Origin of the sequence: Acinetobacter sp. 16 (assembly GCF_033439925.1) — a bacterium.
GTDB lineage: Bacteria > Pseudomonadota > Gammaproteobacteria > Pseudomonadales > Moraxellaceae > Acinetobacter > Acinetobacter junii.
Genome location: NZ_CP137746.1, coordinates 2661468 through 2679236, shown reverse-complemented (window position 1 = coordinate 2679236; position 17769 = coordinate 2661468). Strand labels below are relative to the sequence as shown.

The following is a 17769-nucleotide window of genomic DNA, read 5'->3' as shown; positions in this document are numbered from 1 at the left end:
ACTTTCGGGTATAAGAATTTTTATAAAAGTTTTGAGTTGGTTATGGCAGAAGAATTGCTGATTAATGTTACGCCGATGGAATGTCGTGTAGCTTTAATTGAAAACGGTACAGTAAACGAGTTATTTGTCGAACGTACTGTGAAACGTGGTCTCGTGGGGAATATCTATAAAGGTAAAGTTGTGCGTGTGTTACCAGGTATGCAAGCTGCTTTTGTGGATATTGGTTTATCTCGTACAGCATTTCTACATATCAACGACATGGTTTGGCCGCGTTCACAGCCTACGCCAAATGTTTTCGAGCTATTGCATCCTGGACAGACTCTTACTGTTCAAGTAATGAAAGATATGTTGGGGACTAAAGGCGCGCGCCTGAGCACTGATCTTTCAATACCTTCTCGTTATTTGGTGTTGATGCCATATGGGAATCATATTGGTGTATCGCAACGTATTGAACAAGAAGAAGAGCGTGATCGTTTACGCGGTATTATTGAGCATATTCAGACTGAACATAAACTACCTGGTAGCGTGATTGTACGAACTGCAGCTGAAGGCGTGGATGAAGCTTCGATTGCTCAAGATATGTGTTATCTGAGTAAATTATGGGAATTTATTCAACGCAAACAAAAAGAAGTTTCTACACCAGAGCTGATATTCGAAGAACTACCTCTACCTCAACGTATTGTTCGTGATTTAGCTAGCGATGAAACTGCCAAGATATATGTCGATTCACGGGAAATTCATGGCAAGTTGAGTGAATTTGTCCATGAGTTTGTGCCTTCTATTGAAAACCGCTTAATCCATTATCCTGGTGAAAAACCGTTATTTGATTTATATAACGTTGAAGAAGACATCCAAAAAGCATTACAGACGCGTGTCGCATTGAAGTCTGGTGGTTATTTGATGATTGACCAGACGGAAGCGATGACCACGATCGATGTAAATACTGGTTCGTATGTAGGTGGTCGTAGTTTAGAAGACACTGTATTTAAAACCAATATGGAAGCAACACAGGTAATCGCACGCCAACTTCGTTTGCGGAATCTGGGTGGTATCATCATTATTGATTTTATTGACATGCAAGAAGCCGAGCATCGTGCCGAAGTCATGCGACAGTTTGAGAAAATGCTAGAGCGCGATCATGCTAAAACCAAAATTACTCAGGTTTCTGAGCTTGGTTTGGTTGAAATGACGCGTAAAAGAACACGCGAGTCTTTAGAACATTTGCTTTGTGAATCCTGCCCAACTTGTCAGGGGCGTGGATATGTGAAAACAGCAGAGACAGTGTGTTACGAAATATTTCGAGAAATTCTGCGCTATGCACGTGCTTTTGATTCGAAGAGTGGCTTTACTGTTGTTGCGCATCCAGCAGTAATTGACCGACTTTTAACAGCAGAAGCCCCAGCCGTCGCGGATTTAGAGCATTTTGTGAACCGCGTCATAAAATTCCAAGTTGAAAATTTATATACGCAAGAGCAATACGATATCATTTTAAGCTAAAGTTGTAACAAGATTTCGCTTAATCCTTGTTACAACTGAAATTTTACTTTCTATCACGAATTTTAAATACTAGAACCATAAGATTAGCCATAGGCATCTTCGGATGTCTTAGCCAACAATAATGAGGTCTATAATTATGAATGTAAGTGAAAGATTAGTGAACCACGGTTTTAAACATGTTTTGGACAGTAACCCAGTTAATACATGTTACATGGTGGATAGCCAAGGTAAAGAAGTGCAGATCACAACTGCGATGATTCGATCAGCCTGCCATCAGCTTTTACAGCGTTGCAGAACGATTAAAAAATAAGGGGCAATTTAAAGCCCCTTAATTTTTTTCAGGTTTATCCTTCAGCTGCCTGTTTAGGCAAACTCAAAATTGCAGCTTCAAAGCGTTGAATTTCATCTTCTAAATGCGTGAGTAGATTTTGCATTTTTGGTAACGCATTACGACAAGCGGTCAACCCTACTTCTAATTTATCTAAATAACTGGTCATTGTGATATTTAACGCCTGACCATCCATCACAATTGATGCTGGATAAAGTGCATCAAGTTTCGCTCCATTCCAATACAATGGTTCACGTGGACCAGGTACATTGGAAATCACAAGGTTAAATGCTTGGCGTTTTGGCAACATACCCGAAACAATATTGAGTCCTGCAGGACCATATACCAGTGCACTATAATTCAAAATTTCATTAGCAGTCATACGGTTAAAACGCTGCTTTGAATTCTGTACGCTACGGCGAATAATTTCTAAACGTTCAATTGGGTCTGCAATATGAGTGGCTAGGTTTGCCAAAATCATGGTAATACGATTGCTGAAATCAGAATCATCAGTACGCAATGAAGCAGGAACCATCGCAATCAAAGGTTTTTTGGGCAAACTATTTTGATTGATAAGATATTCACGTAATGCACCAGAGCAAACTGCTAGTACTACGTCATTGAGTGTTACACCAAGTGTTTTAGCGATAAGGCGGAAACGTTCCAACTCAAAAGATTGTGCAGCAAAACGGCGAGAAGAACTCACACGTTGGTTTAAGATCGATGGTGGTGCTTGAAATGTTGAGACATAATCAGGGTTTTTCCCGATTTCCTTAAATAAGGTTTGTGAAAGTTCCTGCATCACTTTAGGTGCAACTTCACACTGTGATTTAATCGTATCCAAGACTCCTCTGATTTTACTTGCAGTAGGGGCCTTGGGTGCCTTTAAGCGTTTAGTTCGCTTCCCTTCGACACACCATAATGGTACGACATGCTTTTCATTTGGGTCTTTGGAGAGTGATTTTTCGATCAATCGCATTCCTGCAACACCATCCACCATCGCATGGTGAATTTTGAAATACATTGCAAAACGATTGCCTTCAATGCCTTCAATAATGTCGCATGTCCATAGTGGTTTAGCACGGTCAATCAAGGAACTGTGTTGCTGTGAAATATAGACCAATAGTTCACGAATACGCCCTGGATTTGGTAACGCGATATGACGGAAATGATGATCGATATCGAATTCAGGATCTTCACCCCAGAATAATCCTGTCAGTTGATTGTTAAATGGAGGAACCGGAATACTCTTTGATTGACGGATATCTTGAACAAGATCATGCACGAATGTCGGAGATGCATTTTCTGGGATTTCAAATAAAAATAATCCCCCTACATGCATAGGTTGCTGTCTTTTCTCTAGTGAAAGAAAAATAAAATCAATAGGGTGTAATGGGCGCATAGCAGATATAGCCTCTCATTGCATTTTTTATAAGATACTCTTTGAGCTCTTATTAGAATTATTGAACCGTTAAACTAAGTATATACGGTTTGTTCTGGTTAAAATATGACTTTGTACACAGTAGTTAATAAAAATAAAACCACTGATGAATCAGTGGTTTTAGTTATTAATCTCGTGATTTTTTATTTTTTGAGATTGCCTGCATGAAGCCCGCATTCTTTGTGGGTCGCTTCTTCCCACCACCAACGACCTTCACGTTCGTGTTGGTTCGGGAGAACTGCGCGTGTGCATGGCTCACAACCGATGGAAATAAAACCACGTTCATGTAGTGGGTTGTATGGAATTTCCATCATGCGGATATAACTCCACACATCGGCACTTGACCAGTTTGCAAGTGGGTTATATTTGATAAGTTGTTTACCTTCACCTGAGAACCCAACGTCAGCTTGAACTACAGGTACATCACTACGTGTCGGGCTTTGATCTTTACGCTGCCCTGTAATCCAACCATCTAAAGTCGCTAATTTTTTGCGTAGAGGTTGTACCTTGCGTACACCGCAGCATTCTTGATGACCATCTTCAAAAAAACTAAATAGCCCTTTTTCATTGACCAATTGTTGCACTGCAGCAGATTCGGGAAAACAAATTTCAATATTGATATTATAGTGTTTACGGACTGTTTCGATGAATTGGTAGGTCTCTGCGTGCAAACGGCCCGTATCTAAACTGAAAACACGAAAAGGTTTGCCAATTCGAGATGCGATGTCAATGAGAACCACATCTTCTGCACCTGAAAATGAAATAGCAATTTCACCTTCTTGACTCAAGGCTAATTCTAAAATTTCTCTTGGTGATTTATCTGCATATTCAGCAGCGAGCGCATCTACATGGTCAATAGTCGGAATAACAGTCATGAATGTTCCTGGCGATAGGCTTGGGCACAATTGTAAATCATTATAAGCAAAACCGTTTGCTTGCTTTCGACTTTAATCTTGCAGAATAAAATCGTTTTCTTCAACAACAGCGCAAAAGTGAAAATGTTAATGGTATGATACAGCAATTTTTAACCAACATTGGAAGCATTCATGGAAATCGTATGCCTAGATCTTGAAGGGGTGTTAGTTCCGGAAATCTGGATTAATTTTGCAAAAAAAACAGGGATTAAAGAGCTCGAGGCGACCACACGTGATATTCCAGATTACGATGTCTTAATGACTCAACGTTTAAACATCCTAAAAGAGCACGGTTTAGGATTAAATGATATTCAAGAAGTGATCGCAGACATGGGACCTTTTGAAGGTGCAAAAGAGTTTGTTGAATGGGTACGCACACACTTTCAATTGATTATTCTGTCAGATACATTCTATGAGTTTGCACATCCATTGATGAAGCAGTTAGGCTGGCCGACAATTTTCTGTCATAAGCTTGAGACAGATGAAAATGGCATGATTACGGCTTATAAATTACGTCAACCTGATCAAAAGCGTCAGGCAGTAAAAGCATTACATGGTTTGAATTTCCGTGTGATTGCAGCTGGTGATTCTTATAATGATACGACAATGCTTGGTGAGGCTGATCACGGTTTCCTGTTCGATGCACCAGCAAATGTGATTGCTGAATTCCCGCAATTTCCACCACTTCATGGTTATGAAGCATTGAAACAGGCGATTCGTTCTGTATCACAACGTAATATCCCTGAATAATCGATTTCCCTCAACTATCTTTTGAATATGTTGTGGAAAATTAAAAGATAAAAGGCGCTTAAATAGCGCCTTTTATCTTGAATCAATAATTAAAATTTATAACCAATTTTCATACCATAAGCGATGGCATCATTATTCTCAAATTCAGCAACATAATTCGGTGTATTAAACTGAGAGGCTGATTGTGCTTTGGCATCACCCAACCAAAAATATTTTACCCCACCAGCAATAAAGTAGTTGGGAGCAGGGCTATATTGGATACCTAAACCAACATTCCAATATCCTTCTGTTGGTCCTAATGTGGTCACAGGGTTACCTGCACCTGAGTCCCAACCTACAGAGACGTTACCAGCCCAATGTTCATTAAGCTTACGTCCAACACCAGTAGTTACTGACCATTGATCATCAGTATAAGCTACGAGATCAAAACCATCTTTTTTCCCAGTTGATGCCACAACAGCTGCTTGTGTTGATGCCACACCGAATTTATAAGGGCGTACAGCGAAGTCTTTCCAGTTCACCCAGCGTACGTTTGCGAATGCAACAGTATCCGCCATGATCCCTGTTTGTAAATCAAGGTTAACAGATTGAGGTGTTGTAATATCTGTTTCTTTGGCTGGAATTGCATTTAAGCCAGCAAATAATCCAAGAGAGCTAAAACTTTCTTTTGCATCAGTTGAGTGTTTAATTTCAGAACGATAGGTTACAGATGCTTTTAATGCAATTTCTGGAATTTGATATGCAGCACCAGCTAACCAACCGATATCTCCAGTTTCTTTGATATCTGCGTTATATCCACCGAAAGTTGCAGAACCACCGTAAGCAGTACCACGGAGTTGAATATTACCTTTTACAGTTTGGTAGACTGGACCAGCATAAAAGTTTAAATTTTTATTTGGTTGAAAACCAAGAATCATAGAAAGGTTCTGAGTTTCAACTTCTACAGAAGTTCCTTGAGTGCCATTATGAAATGCACCTTGTCCTTGAAGTGCAGCAGCGGCACCAGGAAGCGCAGCAGGTAATTTTGCTGTATCAGTTGAATAGGTTGCTTTTGCTCCAAATGGTTGATCATAAATCAAACCAAATGAAAGTTGGTCAGCAAGTTGTAATTTTAGTGCTGCATGAGCAAACTGATAAGAATCAGCCATTTCACCAACACTAGTATTGGAGAGTAATGGTAGCGCAGCATTCGGGTAATTGGCTTTAGTTGTTCCTGAAACATCTGCATCTAGAACCGAAAGACCAGCTTCAAAATAGTTACCTGGTTGGAAAAAAGCAGACATTGACTGACCTGAACGATCCAGTGCTGCTGCAAAAGCTCCAGTTGCAGGTAGCGTCGCTAAGACCATGGCAGTGCTAAGATATTTTAATTTCATTTTAAATCTTTCCTTGAATTTCAAGATTTTTTAAGTAAAGAAGCTATGATTGGCACGCCAAACTGATTATTAAATGTATTTGGCTATAACTTCATGTAACAAAAATACCATAATTAGAATAAGAGTAAATATTCTAAATGAACTATCCAGTACGAATGATTGCATGAAAATGGATAAAAAAATGCTATAAATAATTATATACATATGTGTTTTTATTGATAATATGATGAAATATATAAAGTATTAGTTTGAATTTTCGTACTCAAATAATTGCATTTTTGCAAAAAAAAAATTTTTATTAGGTCAAAGATTTTTTGTAAAAAATTAGATTCTATCTACATAATTTGTCATATATGTGCAATTTCTCTGATCAAATAATTTTTCATATAAATTTTACAGAAAATTTACGCGGTTCACTTTTTCTAACATAGAGAATTTACGCAGTCAATTTCCATACTAGTGCTGACTTATTTTTTAAATGGCATGTGCTATGTGGGAATTTATTTCCGTATTTATCCTTGCATTGATTTTAGCCTATCCATTAGGACGCTATCTTGCAGATGTGATGCAAGCTCAACCAATGAAAAGCGATCGTTTCTTTAAATGGATCGAACAACCAATTTATTCCATTTTGAACGTGAAACAAGTGGGTATGAATTGGCGACAATATCTTGCTGCATTTATCCTCAGTAATCTTTTGTTGTTGGGTATAAGTATAGCGATCTTGATGACGCAAGCTTGGTTACCGTTGAATCCAGATCGTATTCCAAATATGAATTGGGATTTAGCAGTACACACAACGATATCATTTCTAACAAACACCAATCAACAGCATTATTCAGGACAGGCTCAATTGTCTTATCTGTCGCAAATGACTGTGATCGTTGGTTTGCAATATTTATCTCCAATTATGGGTTTGGCTTTGTTAACAGCCATGTTAAGAGCTTTATTTTTACAGCCCAAAGATCAAGCTTTGGAAAATATTAAATCCAAAAATGCGTCACAGATTAATCTTGGAAATTATTGGATGGATATGATCCGACCATTATTCAGATTCTTTATTCCTTTGGGTTTAGTTTTTTCTCTATTACTGACTTTTCAAGGTGTGCCATCTACACTTTCTGCTGGTCCAACTGCGCAAGTTTTAGATCGAAGCACTGAAGTTCAGACCCAGCATATTCCTCTTGGACCTGTTGCACCGATGGTGGCGATCAAGCAATTAGGCAGTAATGGTGGTGGTTGGTATGGTCCAAACAGTAGTGTGCCTTTAGAAAATCCAACGCTATTATCGAATATGCTGGAGATGCTTGCGATTTTACTGATTCCAATGTTGGTTGTGTTTATGCTTGGTCGTTTTGTGCAACGCAAAAAATTAATGTGGATGATTTTGGGCACAATGTTGTTGATGTCATTTGTTTCCACTGTATTCATATTATGGGCTGAAAAATCATCTTTAATCCCAAATACGGCGTTAATGGAAGGTAAAGAAGTCCGTTTTGGAGCTGAAGCTTCTGCTTTGTGGGGAAGTTTAACCACACAGGTGAATAATGGTTCGGTCAATATGATGCATGACTCAGCTTCACCATTAACAGGTTTGGTTGAGCTATCCAATATGCTGATCAATGCCATTTGGGGTGGGATTGGTTGTGGTCTATTACAATTTTTTATCTATCTATTTTTAGCTGTATTTATCGCGGGTTTGAAGACAGGTCGCACGCCTGAATTATTTGGACGAAAAATCGAAGTCACTGAAATTAAGTTATTGGCATTGGTCATTCTTTTACAACCAGTGCTGATTCTTGGTTTAACTGCAATCGCCATCGCTTTCCTATCTTTAACAGGTAATTCGAATCCTGCATCGCATGCTATTAGCCAAGTCTTTTATGAATATGTGTCTGCGTTTGCCAATAATGGTTCTGGTTTTGAAGGTTTAGCCGACAACACTTTATGGTGGAATCTAAGCACCAGTGTTGCGTTATTAGCAGGTCGTTACAGCGTACTGATCATTCCAGTTTTAATTGCAGTCAGTCTTGCAACCAAACCTAAAGCAGATGAGAGCAAAGGTTCTTTACAGATTGAGTCGCCTACATTTGCGCTGACTCTAGTCGGAATTGTACTGATTTTAACGCTATTGCAATTTATGCCAGTGTTGGTGATTGGACCAATTGCTGATTATTTATCTGTAAAGATCTAGTGGAGCAAGCACCATGAATCTCTCTAATGCGACACAAATGGATATCTTGAATAAAGAAATTATTCAGCAAACCTTTTATAAATTATTACCACAGCATGCCTTTAAAAATCCTGTGATGGCATGTGTTTGGATTGGAACGGTATTAACCATCGTGGCAACGTTGATGGGGAGTACCAGTTTTGGATTTGGTATTTTACTGGGGGCTTAGGAAGTTAAGCATATCAAAAAGTATGGTAACTTCCTTATATGAAAGCAAAAAATAGATACTATTCCCGTTCAAGAATCACAGAGGCAAAATTCAGACAGATCATTCGCTTTTTTGCCATGGATTTAACTGCTTCAGATACAGCTAAACTCACCAATATTTCTGTACGTTCCATCAATACAATTTACATCAGGTTGCGTAAAAAGATTGCGGCTCAATGTGAGGAAATATCTCCTTTCAACGGTATCGTTGAACTTGATGAATCCTACTTTGGTGCTCGTCGTATTCGAGGAAAACGTGGACGTGGTGCATCAGGAAAAACCATTGTATTTGGATTACTCAAAAGAGATGGAAACGTATACACAGAAATTGTGCCTGATTGCTCCAAAGCTACGCTACAGGGCATTATTCGGGGGCAGATAGAGCTTGATTCTGTGATCAATACAGATGGATGGAGAGGCTATGATGGTTTAGTTGATATTGGTTTTGACAAACATTTAAGAGTGAATCATGGGGACAACGAATTTGCATGCGGGGAGCGTCATATTAACGGCATAGAATCATTCTGGGGATATGCTAAAAAGCGACTCGTCAAGTTTAATGGAATTGACAAAAAGATGTTTTATTTGCATCTTAAAGAAACGGAGTATCGCTTCAATCATCGGAACGGTAATTTATATCTCGATTTGCTTAAATTACTCCGTAACAATTTTCTTTAACTTCCTAAGCCCCAAAAGAAATACAGCTTTTAGCATTACTGATTCGCCACCAAGGAAAGATTGTTACCCAAAAACAAATCATGGCTGAGCTATGGGGTGTCAGCCACGAAGAGGATACTCACTACCTCCGAATTTTAGTTAAAAAATTGCGTACTAAAATAGGTGATTCAGCACTCACGCCATCTTATATTTTTACAATTGCAGGTGTTGGATTACGTTTTTTAGATCCAAACTAAGGAAATAACCTGATTATTCAGTTAAAAAAAGAGAGTTTTAAACTCTCTTTTTTTTCAATTTTATTTGAGATTTGGATCGCCCTTTTTCAAAAAGAAATGTAAAGCGAGTTTTTGTACCCAAGTTCCGTAGGGTGGATAGAATAATTGGGTTGGGAAAAAGCGCTGACGGGTAAAAATAGTTTTTGCATGCGAAAGCTCTCGGAAACCTTCAACACCATGATAAGTTCCCATACCTGAGTTACCGATACCACCAAAAGGAGCATCATGGTTGACTACATGCCAACCCCAATCATTGATCGTCACACCACCTGAATGAGTTTGTTTTAAAATATAGTCACGTTCATTGGCATCATGGGTAAAGCAATACAGTGCTAATGGGCGTTCACCCACTTTGATGTAGGTAATCGCATCATCAATCGTATCGTATGCAACGACTGGTAGGATGGGACCAAATAATTCTTCCTTGAGAATGCGCATATCTGCTGTGCAATTCAATACAAGATGTACAGGCATACGACGAGCATCACGTTCTGGATGATATTCACCACATACAATAACCTCAGCACCTTTAGCCTTTGCATCCTCAAGTATCTCCAGCAATCGTTTTAAGTGACGATCATTGACGATGGAGGTGTAATTGCTATTTTCATCAATTGTGTTGCCATACATAGATGTGAAATCTGATTTACATTGTTCAGCAAACGGAATTACTTTTTCTTTTGGAACAAGTGCATAATCTGGTGCTACACAAATTTGCCCACAGTTGGTCGCTTTCCCATGCAGGATACGCATGGCAGCATCAGCTAATGGATAATGACGACTCACTAAAGCTGGTGATTTACCGCCTAGTTCTAAGGTGACTGGGGTTAAATTCTCTGCCGCAGCACGCATCACCACACGACCGATCGCGGGTGACCCTGTAAAAACGATATGATTGAAAGGTAGGGTCGTGAATAGCGAAGGATCGGTAATTTCCTCACCAAAAATAGCGACTTCATCTTCACTAAAAACTTCAGCAAGCATGCGTTTCATAACAGCATTGGTCGCAGGTGTGATTTCAGGTAATTTGATCATGACCCGATTTCCAGCAGCTAAGGCTGCCACCAAAGGCCCTAAAGCCAAGTAAACAGGGAAATTCCAAGGTACAACAACACCGACCACACCTTTAGGTTGGTATTGGACTCTTAGTCGATTTGATAAAAAAAGTAATTCAGTGCTTCGTTTGCTTGGACGCATCCATTTTCTTAGATGGCGGATCGCATGTTCAGCCTCTAGAACAGAACCAAGTAAATCGAGCAGTTTAGATTCATCGATTGATCGAGAACTAAAGTCGGTATTAATGGCTTCGGCGATGACATCTTGATAACGAATAATTTGCTTTTTTAGCTTAAATAGTTTGCTACGTCTTGAATCTAAATCGGGATATGGAAGAGCATTAAATGCGGAACGTTGTTGGTTGAAGATGTTAAAGAGTTGCTCATGGGCAGTATCGCGGTGTCCCTGAGATTCATAAAGATTCATTTTTTGTTCCTTCCATGCGTTATGTCTTTGTTTTATATCGTTTAGGATCAAACTAACTATGATTATAATTAAAATTATGATTTTAGATAGTATTCTTTTTTTGATTGTAATGTTATTCGTTAGAATATTTTTTAAGAATTGTTTTAAATAATAGACTTCTTGCAAAAATCAAAAAACGATCAACGTTTTGTTTGTTTTTTATCCAGATTAAAAAGTCATGTTCTACTATCATGAGTACATGAAATATGAAAAAGTAAAGATGCTATCAAATAGTCAGTTTAAACGACTGATTGGAATACAACCCTCAACTTTTTTAGAAATGCTTGAAGTATTAGAGTCAAGCCAAGTCAATACTCAACGAGGTAGACCTTCGAGTCTTTCACTTGAAGACCAACTGTTAATGACGCTAAGTTATTGGCGTGAATATCGCACGCTCTTTCATGTTGCTATGAGTTATGGAATCCACGAATCAACTGCGTCCAGAATTATTCATAAAATAGAAAATATTTTAATAAAATCTGATAAATTTCATTTACCTAAGAAACTACCGCATGGTGCATGGATAGATTGGAATGTTGTTATTGTCGATGCAACTGAAATGACAATTGAGCGTCCAAAAAAAACAGAAAAGATTCTACAGCGGTAAGAAAAAACGACATACGATCAAAGCTCAACTCATCATTCATTATGAAACGATGCAGATTATTTCATTAGGTCTTACACATGGGAGTACACATGATTTCCAGTTGTTTAAGGCTCAACGTAAAAAGCAGAGATATCAAGCCTTTATGCTTATTGATAAAGGTTATTTAGGTTTAAATCGTTTGGGGATAAAATGCCTGATGCCATTCAAGGCAAGTAAAAAGAAGCCGTTAACTTTATTACAGAAGCAAATAAATCGGGAAATTAGTAAACGTCGTATTCGAATTGAACACGTCAATGGAAAATTAAAGACCTTTAGAATTCTGGCTACACGTTATCGAAATAGGCGTAAACGCATGGGTTTACGTCTGAATTTAATTGCTGCAATTTACAACATGGAGTTGGTTAAAAAATTATTTTTGCAAGAGGTCTAATATTTTTATTATAAAAATATAGATTTTTAATCAATAAATGTTTTTTTGATTTTTATTATTTTTTTGTGTTAAATAAAATAATTGTTTGAATATTGATCTGGTCTCGGTTGGGTGTTATTTATTCATTATATGTGTTTTTCTAATTAGGTTTATTTGTTTTAATTGTCATATTAATAAAATAGTTAAAAAATAACCAATATTTGCACTATTATATTGCATAGATGTGGTAAATATATAGTATTTTTAAATATTATTTTTACCAACTTTTTATCATTTGGTTGCATTTGTTTTTGTATAAAAGCATTAAAATCAATAACTTGTTTTTTATTGTTGATATTATGTGTTTTTTGTTTATTTTTCATGTGAATGTATTTGTTGATTGTTATAATAAAATTAAATGAATTATTTTGATTTCTATCGCATAGAATCTCGGCTGGGTTAGGAGTTAACCAGTCACAATATTAATTATGCTAAGGATTGCTTAAAATGCTTACTTTTTTAGGTATTAGCATGATCATGTGCTTTATGTATTTGATCATGTCAAAACGTCTTAGTGCGTTAGTTGCATTAATTTTAATCCCATTTTTATTTGCAATTATTGCATGGGGATTGGGTTTTTATTTTGAAAGTCTTAGTCATATTCAATTAGCCGAGCTCGGCAATACCATGTTAGATGGTATTAAAAAACTTGCACCAACGGGCGTAATGCTTCTTTTTGCAATCCTTTATTTTGCATTGATGATTGATACAGGGTTGTTTGACCCATCGGTTAGATGGATTCTGAAGAAAGTCAAAGGTGATCCACTCAAAATTACCCTAGGAACTGTTTTTCTAACCTTATTGGTTTCCTTAGATGGTGATGGTTCCACGACCTACATGATCTGTGTTGCAGCCATGATGCCACTATATAAACGGGTCGGCATGAATCCACTAATTATGACTTGTTTGATGTTGTTGTGTAGTGGAGTTATGAATCTTACGCCGTGGGGTGGTCCAACAGCACGTGCCGCAAGCGCGCTGCAAGTGGATGCAAGTGAAGTATTCATTCCAATGATTCCCTCGATGATCGTTGCGGCTGCTTGGCTATTTTTCTTGGCTTATCTGTATGGTATGTACGAACGTAAACGTTTAGGTGTTATTGAGCTGGTAGATATTAGTCATGCTGATGATATCTCGATCTCAAAAGACCCTGATGCGCAACGTCCACATTTACGCTGGTTCAACGGTATTTTAACCTTGTTGTTGATGGCATCTTTGGTGAAAGGGATTTTACCGATGTCGATCTTATTCATGCTTGGTTTCTGTATTGCTTTGGTTGTGAATTATCCATGCGTAAATATGCAGAAAAAGCGTATCGCGATGCATGCAGACAGTGTGCTTGCAGTTGTGGGTGTGATTTTTGCGGCGGGCGTATTTACGGGCATCTTATCGGGTACAGGTATGGTTGAAGCGATGTCAAAAGGCTTCGTCGCGATTATTCCACCAAGTATGGGACCTTATCTTGCACCGATTACAGGTGTATTGAGTATGCCACTCACATTCTTTATGTCGAATGATGCTTTTTACTTCGGTGTGCTACCGATTTTAGCTGAAGCGGCTTCGCATTATGGTATTCCACCTGTTGAGATTGCGCGCGCATCGATTATTGGTCAGCCGATACACTTATTATCACCACTTGTTCCTTCAACTTATTTGTTGTGTGGTTTGGCGGCTGTAGAATTGGCAGATCATCAAAAATTCACTTTGAAATGGGCATTTATTACCTGTTGCGTATTGATGGGTAGTGCTTTGATTTTCGGTGTTTTCCCTTTTTATCATATGTAATTAAATTCTCGGAAAACTCATGTGTAGATTGAAATACATGAGTTTTCTCAAGTACTCACAATTCTTTTTTAAATCATAATTTTGCTGATATCAGCGAAATATGGGTTCTTTTTGTATTTTTTAGATGGTTAGGATGACTAGAATGAAGATGAAAATTGTATGTGCAGCGATTTTAAGTGTTGTCACTAGTTCAACATTTGCAGCACCAAAACTCTATGGTGAGATAGATGCAAGTTTAGATTATTTACCTGAAAATAATGCTAACTCATCTGATCGCGATGTATGGAAAATTAATAGCAATAGTTCATTTTTAGGCATTAAAGGCGAAGAAAAATTATCTGATCGTTTGAGCGCTGTCTATTTAGCAGAGTGGGCATTTTATGCTGATGGCGACAAGACTGATTGGTCTCAAAGAAATCGTTATATTGGTTTAAAAGATCAGCATTTAGGTACTATCAAAGTCGGTAAACATAATACTCCGCTCAAAGAGTTATCTAGTCCTGTCGATAGTTTTAATAACTATATAAGTAATAAAGCCGATATCACAGGCATTATGACAGGAGAAAATCGTGTCAATAATGTGGTGGTGTACGACTCTCCAGAGCTTGCTTTTCAAGGCGGTAATATTGAAGCCAGTGTTTTGTTGGCTACTGGCGAGAGTCGAGGTATTGAAGATGATAAACGCGGTGGTGTAAATACGGCTGGACGTGGATTAGGGGATGCATGGTCTGCTTCTTTGAGTTATACCCATCCATTATTTTTACTTGGCGTTGGTTATGACAAAGCTATTCCAAGTGATTTTTTGGGACACGGTTTATTAAATGCAAAAGATACAGAAACCAATGTAGATGAGGTTTTTGCAGCGGCAAATACATTGCGATTGATTGGTCGAATCACACCTGTTGAGGGATTGATGATCAAAGCGCTTTATCAAACTTCTGAGGTTGAAAACAAACTTGGAAATGATGAAGCTGCTGCAAATATTGATAATTCTAATGGTTGGTTGATTGGTGCTGAGTACAAAGTACCAAATTATGCCAATTGGACAGTCAAAGCTCAGTACAGTCAGAATTCGACTTCATTTAAAACAGAACAGGCAGATTTTGATGCTCAGCAAATGTTGTTGGGTTTAGACTATGCTTTCAACAAACAAGTTAAAGTCTACGGATATACAGGTTATTCAACTTTTGAACAGGCTGATGCTAAGGATAAGCAACCTGTTGTGGGTACTGGCTTAGAATTTAAATTTTAAATCGATAAGACATTCTTGCAAATAGTTCTAAATGCTTCTATTTGCAAGAATAATTCTCAGTTACAAAAGTAAGTTTTTGATATCAATAATAATGTGAATAGTGAAGTATAATGATTTCATCATTCTTTCATCTTACTTGCCTACATTAAAACGAGTTTCTTTGTGATAGATATCAAGACCGTGGATAAACATAATATGATCTTTGAGGAAACAAATATTTATTTGTTTCATAGTATCAATTCACTTGCGACCCAATTCCCTATCATAGACAAGATCGCAGTTTTTTAGCGGATGATCTAAATACTGTTTTTATCAGTTTGCTGGTTCTGATGTTGGTTCTAAAATGGAAAACACATCATCTAATCTTTGCTAAAACCTTATTTATAGTGCTTATCTCTTTGATATTAGGTGACTTAATCGAATATTTTTATCATCATCCTCGTCCATTTCAGTTGGATTTGGGACATAAGTTGATTGGGCATGGCCTGAGTTCATCTTTTCCTAGTCAGCATACGCTAACCGTTGTCATTATTGCATTTGCTTATCTACTTGCTGGATTTAAGACAATTGGAATTATTGGCTTGTTCGTCAGTCTGGTTGTTGGTTTATCTAGAATTTATGTCGGAGTTCATTTTCCATTTGATGTGGTTGGTTCGTTTTTAATCGGCTTTTTACTGGTTGTTTTTAGCAACTATATGTTGAAAGAAATGAGCTTGCGTATAAGACGAATGAGGCTACAGCAGTTGTTTGATTAAATAGAAAATGCGATTTAATATTCATTTTACCTTTTTGAATTTATGATTTTTTTACTGGATAGGTAAAATAATTTATAAAGTCTTTACGTTACAACTTTTGTTGCATTCACTAAGCTGATTAGATCGAAATAACTTAGGTCTATAGCCATGAGTGCAGCATTAGCTGAGATAAATTCTGCGACTAAAATTAATAATAATCTTCAACCCTTAATTGCACGCAGTAGGGTTAATGACTCCATTCTTAATCACAGCTTCCTCAATGAAGTGGATAGCTATTTAAATACTTATCCTAATACTAAGCACGTCGATATTTTCCTTTACGATCTCAATGGGCATTTACGAGGCAAAAGGATAGATATCAGTTGTCTCAAAAGCTTAGATAAGGGTTGTTATCTACCGCTGTCTATTTACGCCATGAGTTTGGATGGAAATGTTGTTGAGGAAACTGGACTAGGCAAATTTGTCGGTGAACCAGATTATTTATGTGTACCTGTGTTGGGGTCATTACATCCCAATCCCATAGATCCACATATCAATGCCCAGTTACTCTTAACGATGAAAGAAAATAATTTACAAGATTGTCGTTATGAACCGCGCAATATTTTAAAGAAATTGCTGAATCAATTACATCAGTTAGATTATTTTCCATATATCGCTGCTGAGCTTGAGTTTTACTTACAGCCTTTATCCCAAGAGAGCCAAAAGTCAGCCATCCCTAAACAATGTTTTGATTTAAACCCAAATGCTGATATTCAAGCAGTGTTGGATGAAATAGAAATGATTGCTCAAATACAGGGAATACATATTACTGGAATCGTTTCTGAGTCATCGTCAGATCAGTATGAAATTAATCTGCCGCATGGAACTGATATTTTGAAGCTCTGTGACCAAATCTTGATGTTAAAACGGAGTATTAAACAAGTTGCAAATAAACATGGCTTTAAAGCTAATTTTTTAGCAAAACCAGATTTGCATAAAGCAGGGAGTGGAATGCATTTTCATATGAGTCTACTTGATGCTAACAAACATAATATTTTTAGCTGTTCTGAGCGTGACTTTGCAAAGCCATTATTAAATGTAATCAGTGGATTGATTCATTTTATGCCAGATTCTATGACGATCTTAGCCCCCAATTTCAATTCATATCGCCGATTTAAGTTAGGTCAGCATGTCCCTTTGGAAGCAAACTGGGGGTGGAATAATCGTAATGTCGCACTGCGCATCCCATGTGCGGATTCAGAAAATCAAAGAATCGAATATCGAGTAGCTGGAGCCGATTGCAATCCGTATTTAGCAGTCGCCATCATATTAATCGGAACGCTGCATGGCTTGACTCACATATCGGCAATCCCTAAATCGGTGAATCAATCTAAGCAGATTGGTGAACATTATTTTCTTCCGACAGAACAAATGGATGCATTGAAGAGATTTAAAGCTAATCATTGGATGTGTGAATATTTAAATCAAGATTTTGTTGCATTGTGGTGTACTGTTAAACAGGCAGAGTATCAGCATGTCTTGAGTCAGATCACTGCTATTGAAAAAAATTGGGATATTTAAGTCATCACATATTTTGATGTCGGACTCAAAAAAAAAGCTGCTAAATGCTTTTTTAATTGGAACAGCATTTATTTAGGCATAGCTTTGTAATGAGTTAAATTTAGGCTCAAAACTCTATGAA

At 37.5% G+C, this 17769-nt stretch carries 13 protein-coding genes and 3 pseudogenes; 12 read left to right on the top strand and 4 right to left on the bottom strand.

Annotation, left to right across the window (positions count from 1 at the left end; all coding sequences use genetic code 11):
- Positions 1 to 42 precede the first annotated feature (42 nt).
- Both rng and R2H34_RS12935 read left to right on the top strand, forming a co-directional pair.
- Complete coding sequence (gene rng / locus R2H34_RS12940; RefSeq protein WP_004908637.1) at positions 43 to 1497, top strand: ribonuclease G; 1455 nt, start codon at positions 43 to 45, stop codon at positions 1495 to 1497.
- 136 nt (positions 1498 to 1633) lie between these two features.
- The gene (locus tag R2H34_RS12935; protein ID WP_004775299.1) at positions 1634 to 1807 is read left to right on the top strand and encodes a PA1571 family protein; all 174 of its coding nucleotides are present in this window, start codon (positions 1634 to 1636) and stop codon (positions 1805 to 1807) included.
- A gap of 34 nt (positions 1808 to 1841) precedes the next feature.
- On the opposite strand, the gene R2H34_RS12930 is transcribed toward R2H34_RS12935, so the two are convergent.
- Positions 1842 to 3227 (bottom strand): wax ester/triacylglycerol synthase family O-acyltransferase, encoded by a 1386-nt coding sequence (locus R2H34_RS12930; protein WP_318342292.1) that lies wholly within the window; start codon positions 3225 to 3227, stop codon positions 1842 to 1844.
- 182 nt (positions 3228 to 3409) lie between these two features.
- Positions 3410 to 4141, bottom strand: coding sequence for a phosphoadenylyl-sulfate reductase (locus R2H34_RS12925; protein ID WP_004950650.1), 732 nt, complete (start codon positions 4139 to 4141; stop codon positions 3410 to 3412).
- Between the two features lie 171 nt (positions 4142 to 4312).
- Between R2H34_RS12925 and thrH the strand changes: the two genes are divergently transcribed.
- The gene (gene thrH / locus R2H34_RS12920) at positions 4313 to 4930 is read left to right on the top strand and encodes a bifunctional phosphoserine phosphatase/homoserine phosphotransferase ThrH (protein ID WP_004908629.1); all 618 of its coding nucleotides are present in this window, start codon (positions 4313 to 4315) and stop codon (positions 4928 to 4930) included.
- 89 nt (positions 4931 to 5019) lie between these two features.
- On the opposite strand, the gene R2H34_RS12915 is transcribed toward thrH, so the two are convergent.
- Complete coding sequence (locus R2H34_RS12915) at positions 5020 to 6306, bottom strand: OmpP1/FadL family transporter (RefSeq protein ID WP_151711164.1); 1287 nt, start codon at positions 6304 to 6306, stop codon at positions 5020 to 5022.
- A 490-nt stretch (positions 6307 to 6796) separates the two neighbouring features.
- Between R2H34_RS12915 and kdpA the strand changes: the two genes are divergently transcribed.
- The 4 genes and pseudogenes from kdpA to R2H34_RS12895 form a co-directional block, all read left to right on the top strand.
- Positions 6797 to 8500, top strand: a complete 1704-nt coding sequence (gene kdpA, locus R2H34_RS12910; protein ID WP_318342291.1) for a potassium-transporting ATPase subunit KdpA — start codon at positions 6797 to 6799, stop codon at positions 8498 to 8500.
- Between the two features lie 13 nt (positions 8501 to 8513).
- Positions 8514 to 8699, top strand: a pseudogene (locus tag R2H34_RS12905) (hypothetical protein); the annotation flags it as partial.
- A 47-nt stretch (positions 8700 to 8746) separates the two neighbouring features.
- Positions 8747 to 9424, top strand: a complete 678-nt coding sequence (locus tag R2H34_RS12900; RefSeq protein WP_318342290.1) for an IS1595-like element ISAju1 family transposase — start codon at positions 8747 to 8749, stop codon at positions 9422 to 9424.
- Positions 9425 to 9438: 14 nt separating this feature from the next.
- Positions 9439 to 9660 (top strand): annotated as a pseudogene (locus R2H34_RS12895) (helix-turn-helix domain-containing protein); the annotation flags it as partial.
- A 60-nt stretch (positions 9661 to 9720) separates the two neighbouring features.
- Here R2H34_RS12895 and R2H34_RS12890 read toward each other — a convergent pair.
- The gene (locus R2H34_RS12890) at positions 9721 to 11181 is read right to left on the bottom strand and encodes a coniferyl aldehyde dehydrogenase (protein WP_087540577.1); all 1461 of its coding nucleotides are present in this window, start codon (positions 11179 to 11181) and stop codon (positions 9721 to 9723) included.
- Between the two features lie 238 nt (positions 11182 to 11419).
- Here R2H34_RS12890 and R2H34_RS12885 point away from each other — a divergent pair.
- From R2H34_RS12885 to R2H34_RS12865, 5 genes and pseudogenes are all read left to right on the top strand, one after another.
- A protein-coding gene (locus tag R2H34_RS12885; protein ID WP_318342289.1) for an IS5 family transposase occupies positions 11420 to 12257 on the top strand; the annotation gives its coding sequence in 2 pieces (ribosomal slippage) (positions 11420 to 11805 and positions 11804 to 12257; 840 coding nt in all).
- 486 nt (positions 12258 to 12743) lie between these two features.
- A complete protein-coding gene (locus R2H34_RS12880) occupies positions 12744 to 14081 on the top strand; it encodes a CitMHS family transporter (RefSeq protein WP_004908617.1) in 1338 nt (445 codons plus the stop codon).
- Between the two features lie 142 nt (positions 14082 to 14223).
- Entirely contained in the window at positions 14224 to 15333 is a 1110-nt protein-coding gene (locus R2H34_RS12875) for a porin (RefSeq protein WP_318342288.1), read from the top strand.
- 195 nt (positions 15334 to 15528) lie between these two features.
- Positions 15529 to 16088, top strand: a pseudogene (locus tag R2H34_RS12870) (phosphatase PAP2 family protein).
- 147 nt (positions 16089 to 16235) lie between these two features.
- A complete protein-coding gene (locus R2H34_RS12865) occupies positions 16236 to 17648 on the top strand; it encodes a glutamine synthetase family protein (protein ID WP_151769422.1) in 1413 nt (470 codons plus the stop codon).
- Positions 17649 to 17769 lie beyond the last annotated feature (121 nt).

What these genes read in the sequence shown, in the direction of transcription:
- rng (WP_004908637.1), top strand. Translation starts at nt 43, where the DNA reads ATGGCAGAAGAATTGCTGATTAATGTTACGCCGATGGAATGTCGTGTA.
- R2H34_RS12935 (WP_004775299.1), top strand. Translation starts at nt 1,634, where the DNA reads ATGAATGTAAGTGAAAGATTAGTGAACCACGGTTTTAAACATGTTTTG.
- R2H34_RS12930 (WP_318342292.1), bottom strand. Translation starts at nt 3,227, where the DNA reads ATGCGCCCATTACACCCTATTGATTTTATTTTTCTTTCACTAGAGAAA.
- R2H34_RS12925 (WP_004950650.1), bottom strand. Translation starts at nt 4,141, where the DNA reads ATGACTGTTATTCCGACTATTGACCATGTAGATGCGCTCGCTGCTGAA.
- thrH (WP_004908629.1), top strand. Translation starts at nt 4,313, where the DNA reads ATGGAAATCGTATGCCTAGATCTTGAAGGGGTGTTAGTTCCGGAAATC.
- R2H34_RS12915 (WP_151711164.1), bottom strand. Translation starts at nt 6,306, where the DNA reads ATGAAATTAAAATATCTTAGCACTGCCATGGTCTTAGCGACGCTACCT.
- kdpA (WP_318342291.1), top strand. Translation starts at nt 6,797, where the DNA reads ATGTGGGAATTTATTTCCGTATTTATCCTTGCATTGATTTTAGCCTAT.
- R2H34_RS12900 (WP_318342290.1), top strand. Translation starts at nt 8,747, where the DNA reads ATGAAAGCAAAAAATAGATACTATTCCCGTTCAAGAATCACAGAGGCA.
- R2H34_RS12890 (WP_087540577.1), bottom strand. Translation starts at nt 11,181, where the DNA reads ATGAATCTTTATGAATCTCAGGGACACCGCGATACTGCCCATGAGCAA.
- R2H34_RS12880 (WP_004908617.1), top strand. Translation starts at nt 12,744, where the DNA reads ATGCTTACTTTTTTAGGTATTAGCATGATCATGTGCTTTATGTATTTG.
- R2H34_RS12875 (WP_318342288.1), top strand. Translation starts at nt 14,224, where the DNA reads ATGAAGATGAAAATTGTATGTGCAGCGATTTTAAGTGTTGTCACTAGT.
- R2H34_RS12865 (WP_151769422.1), top strand. Translation starts at nt 16,236, where the DNA reads ATGAGTGCAGCATTAGCTGAGATAAATTCTGCGACTAAAATTAATAAT.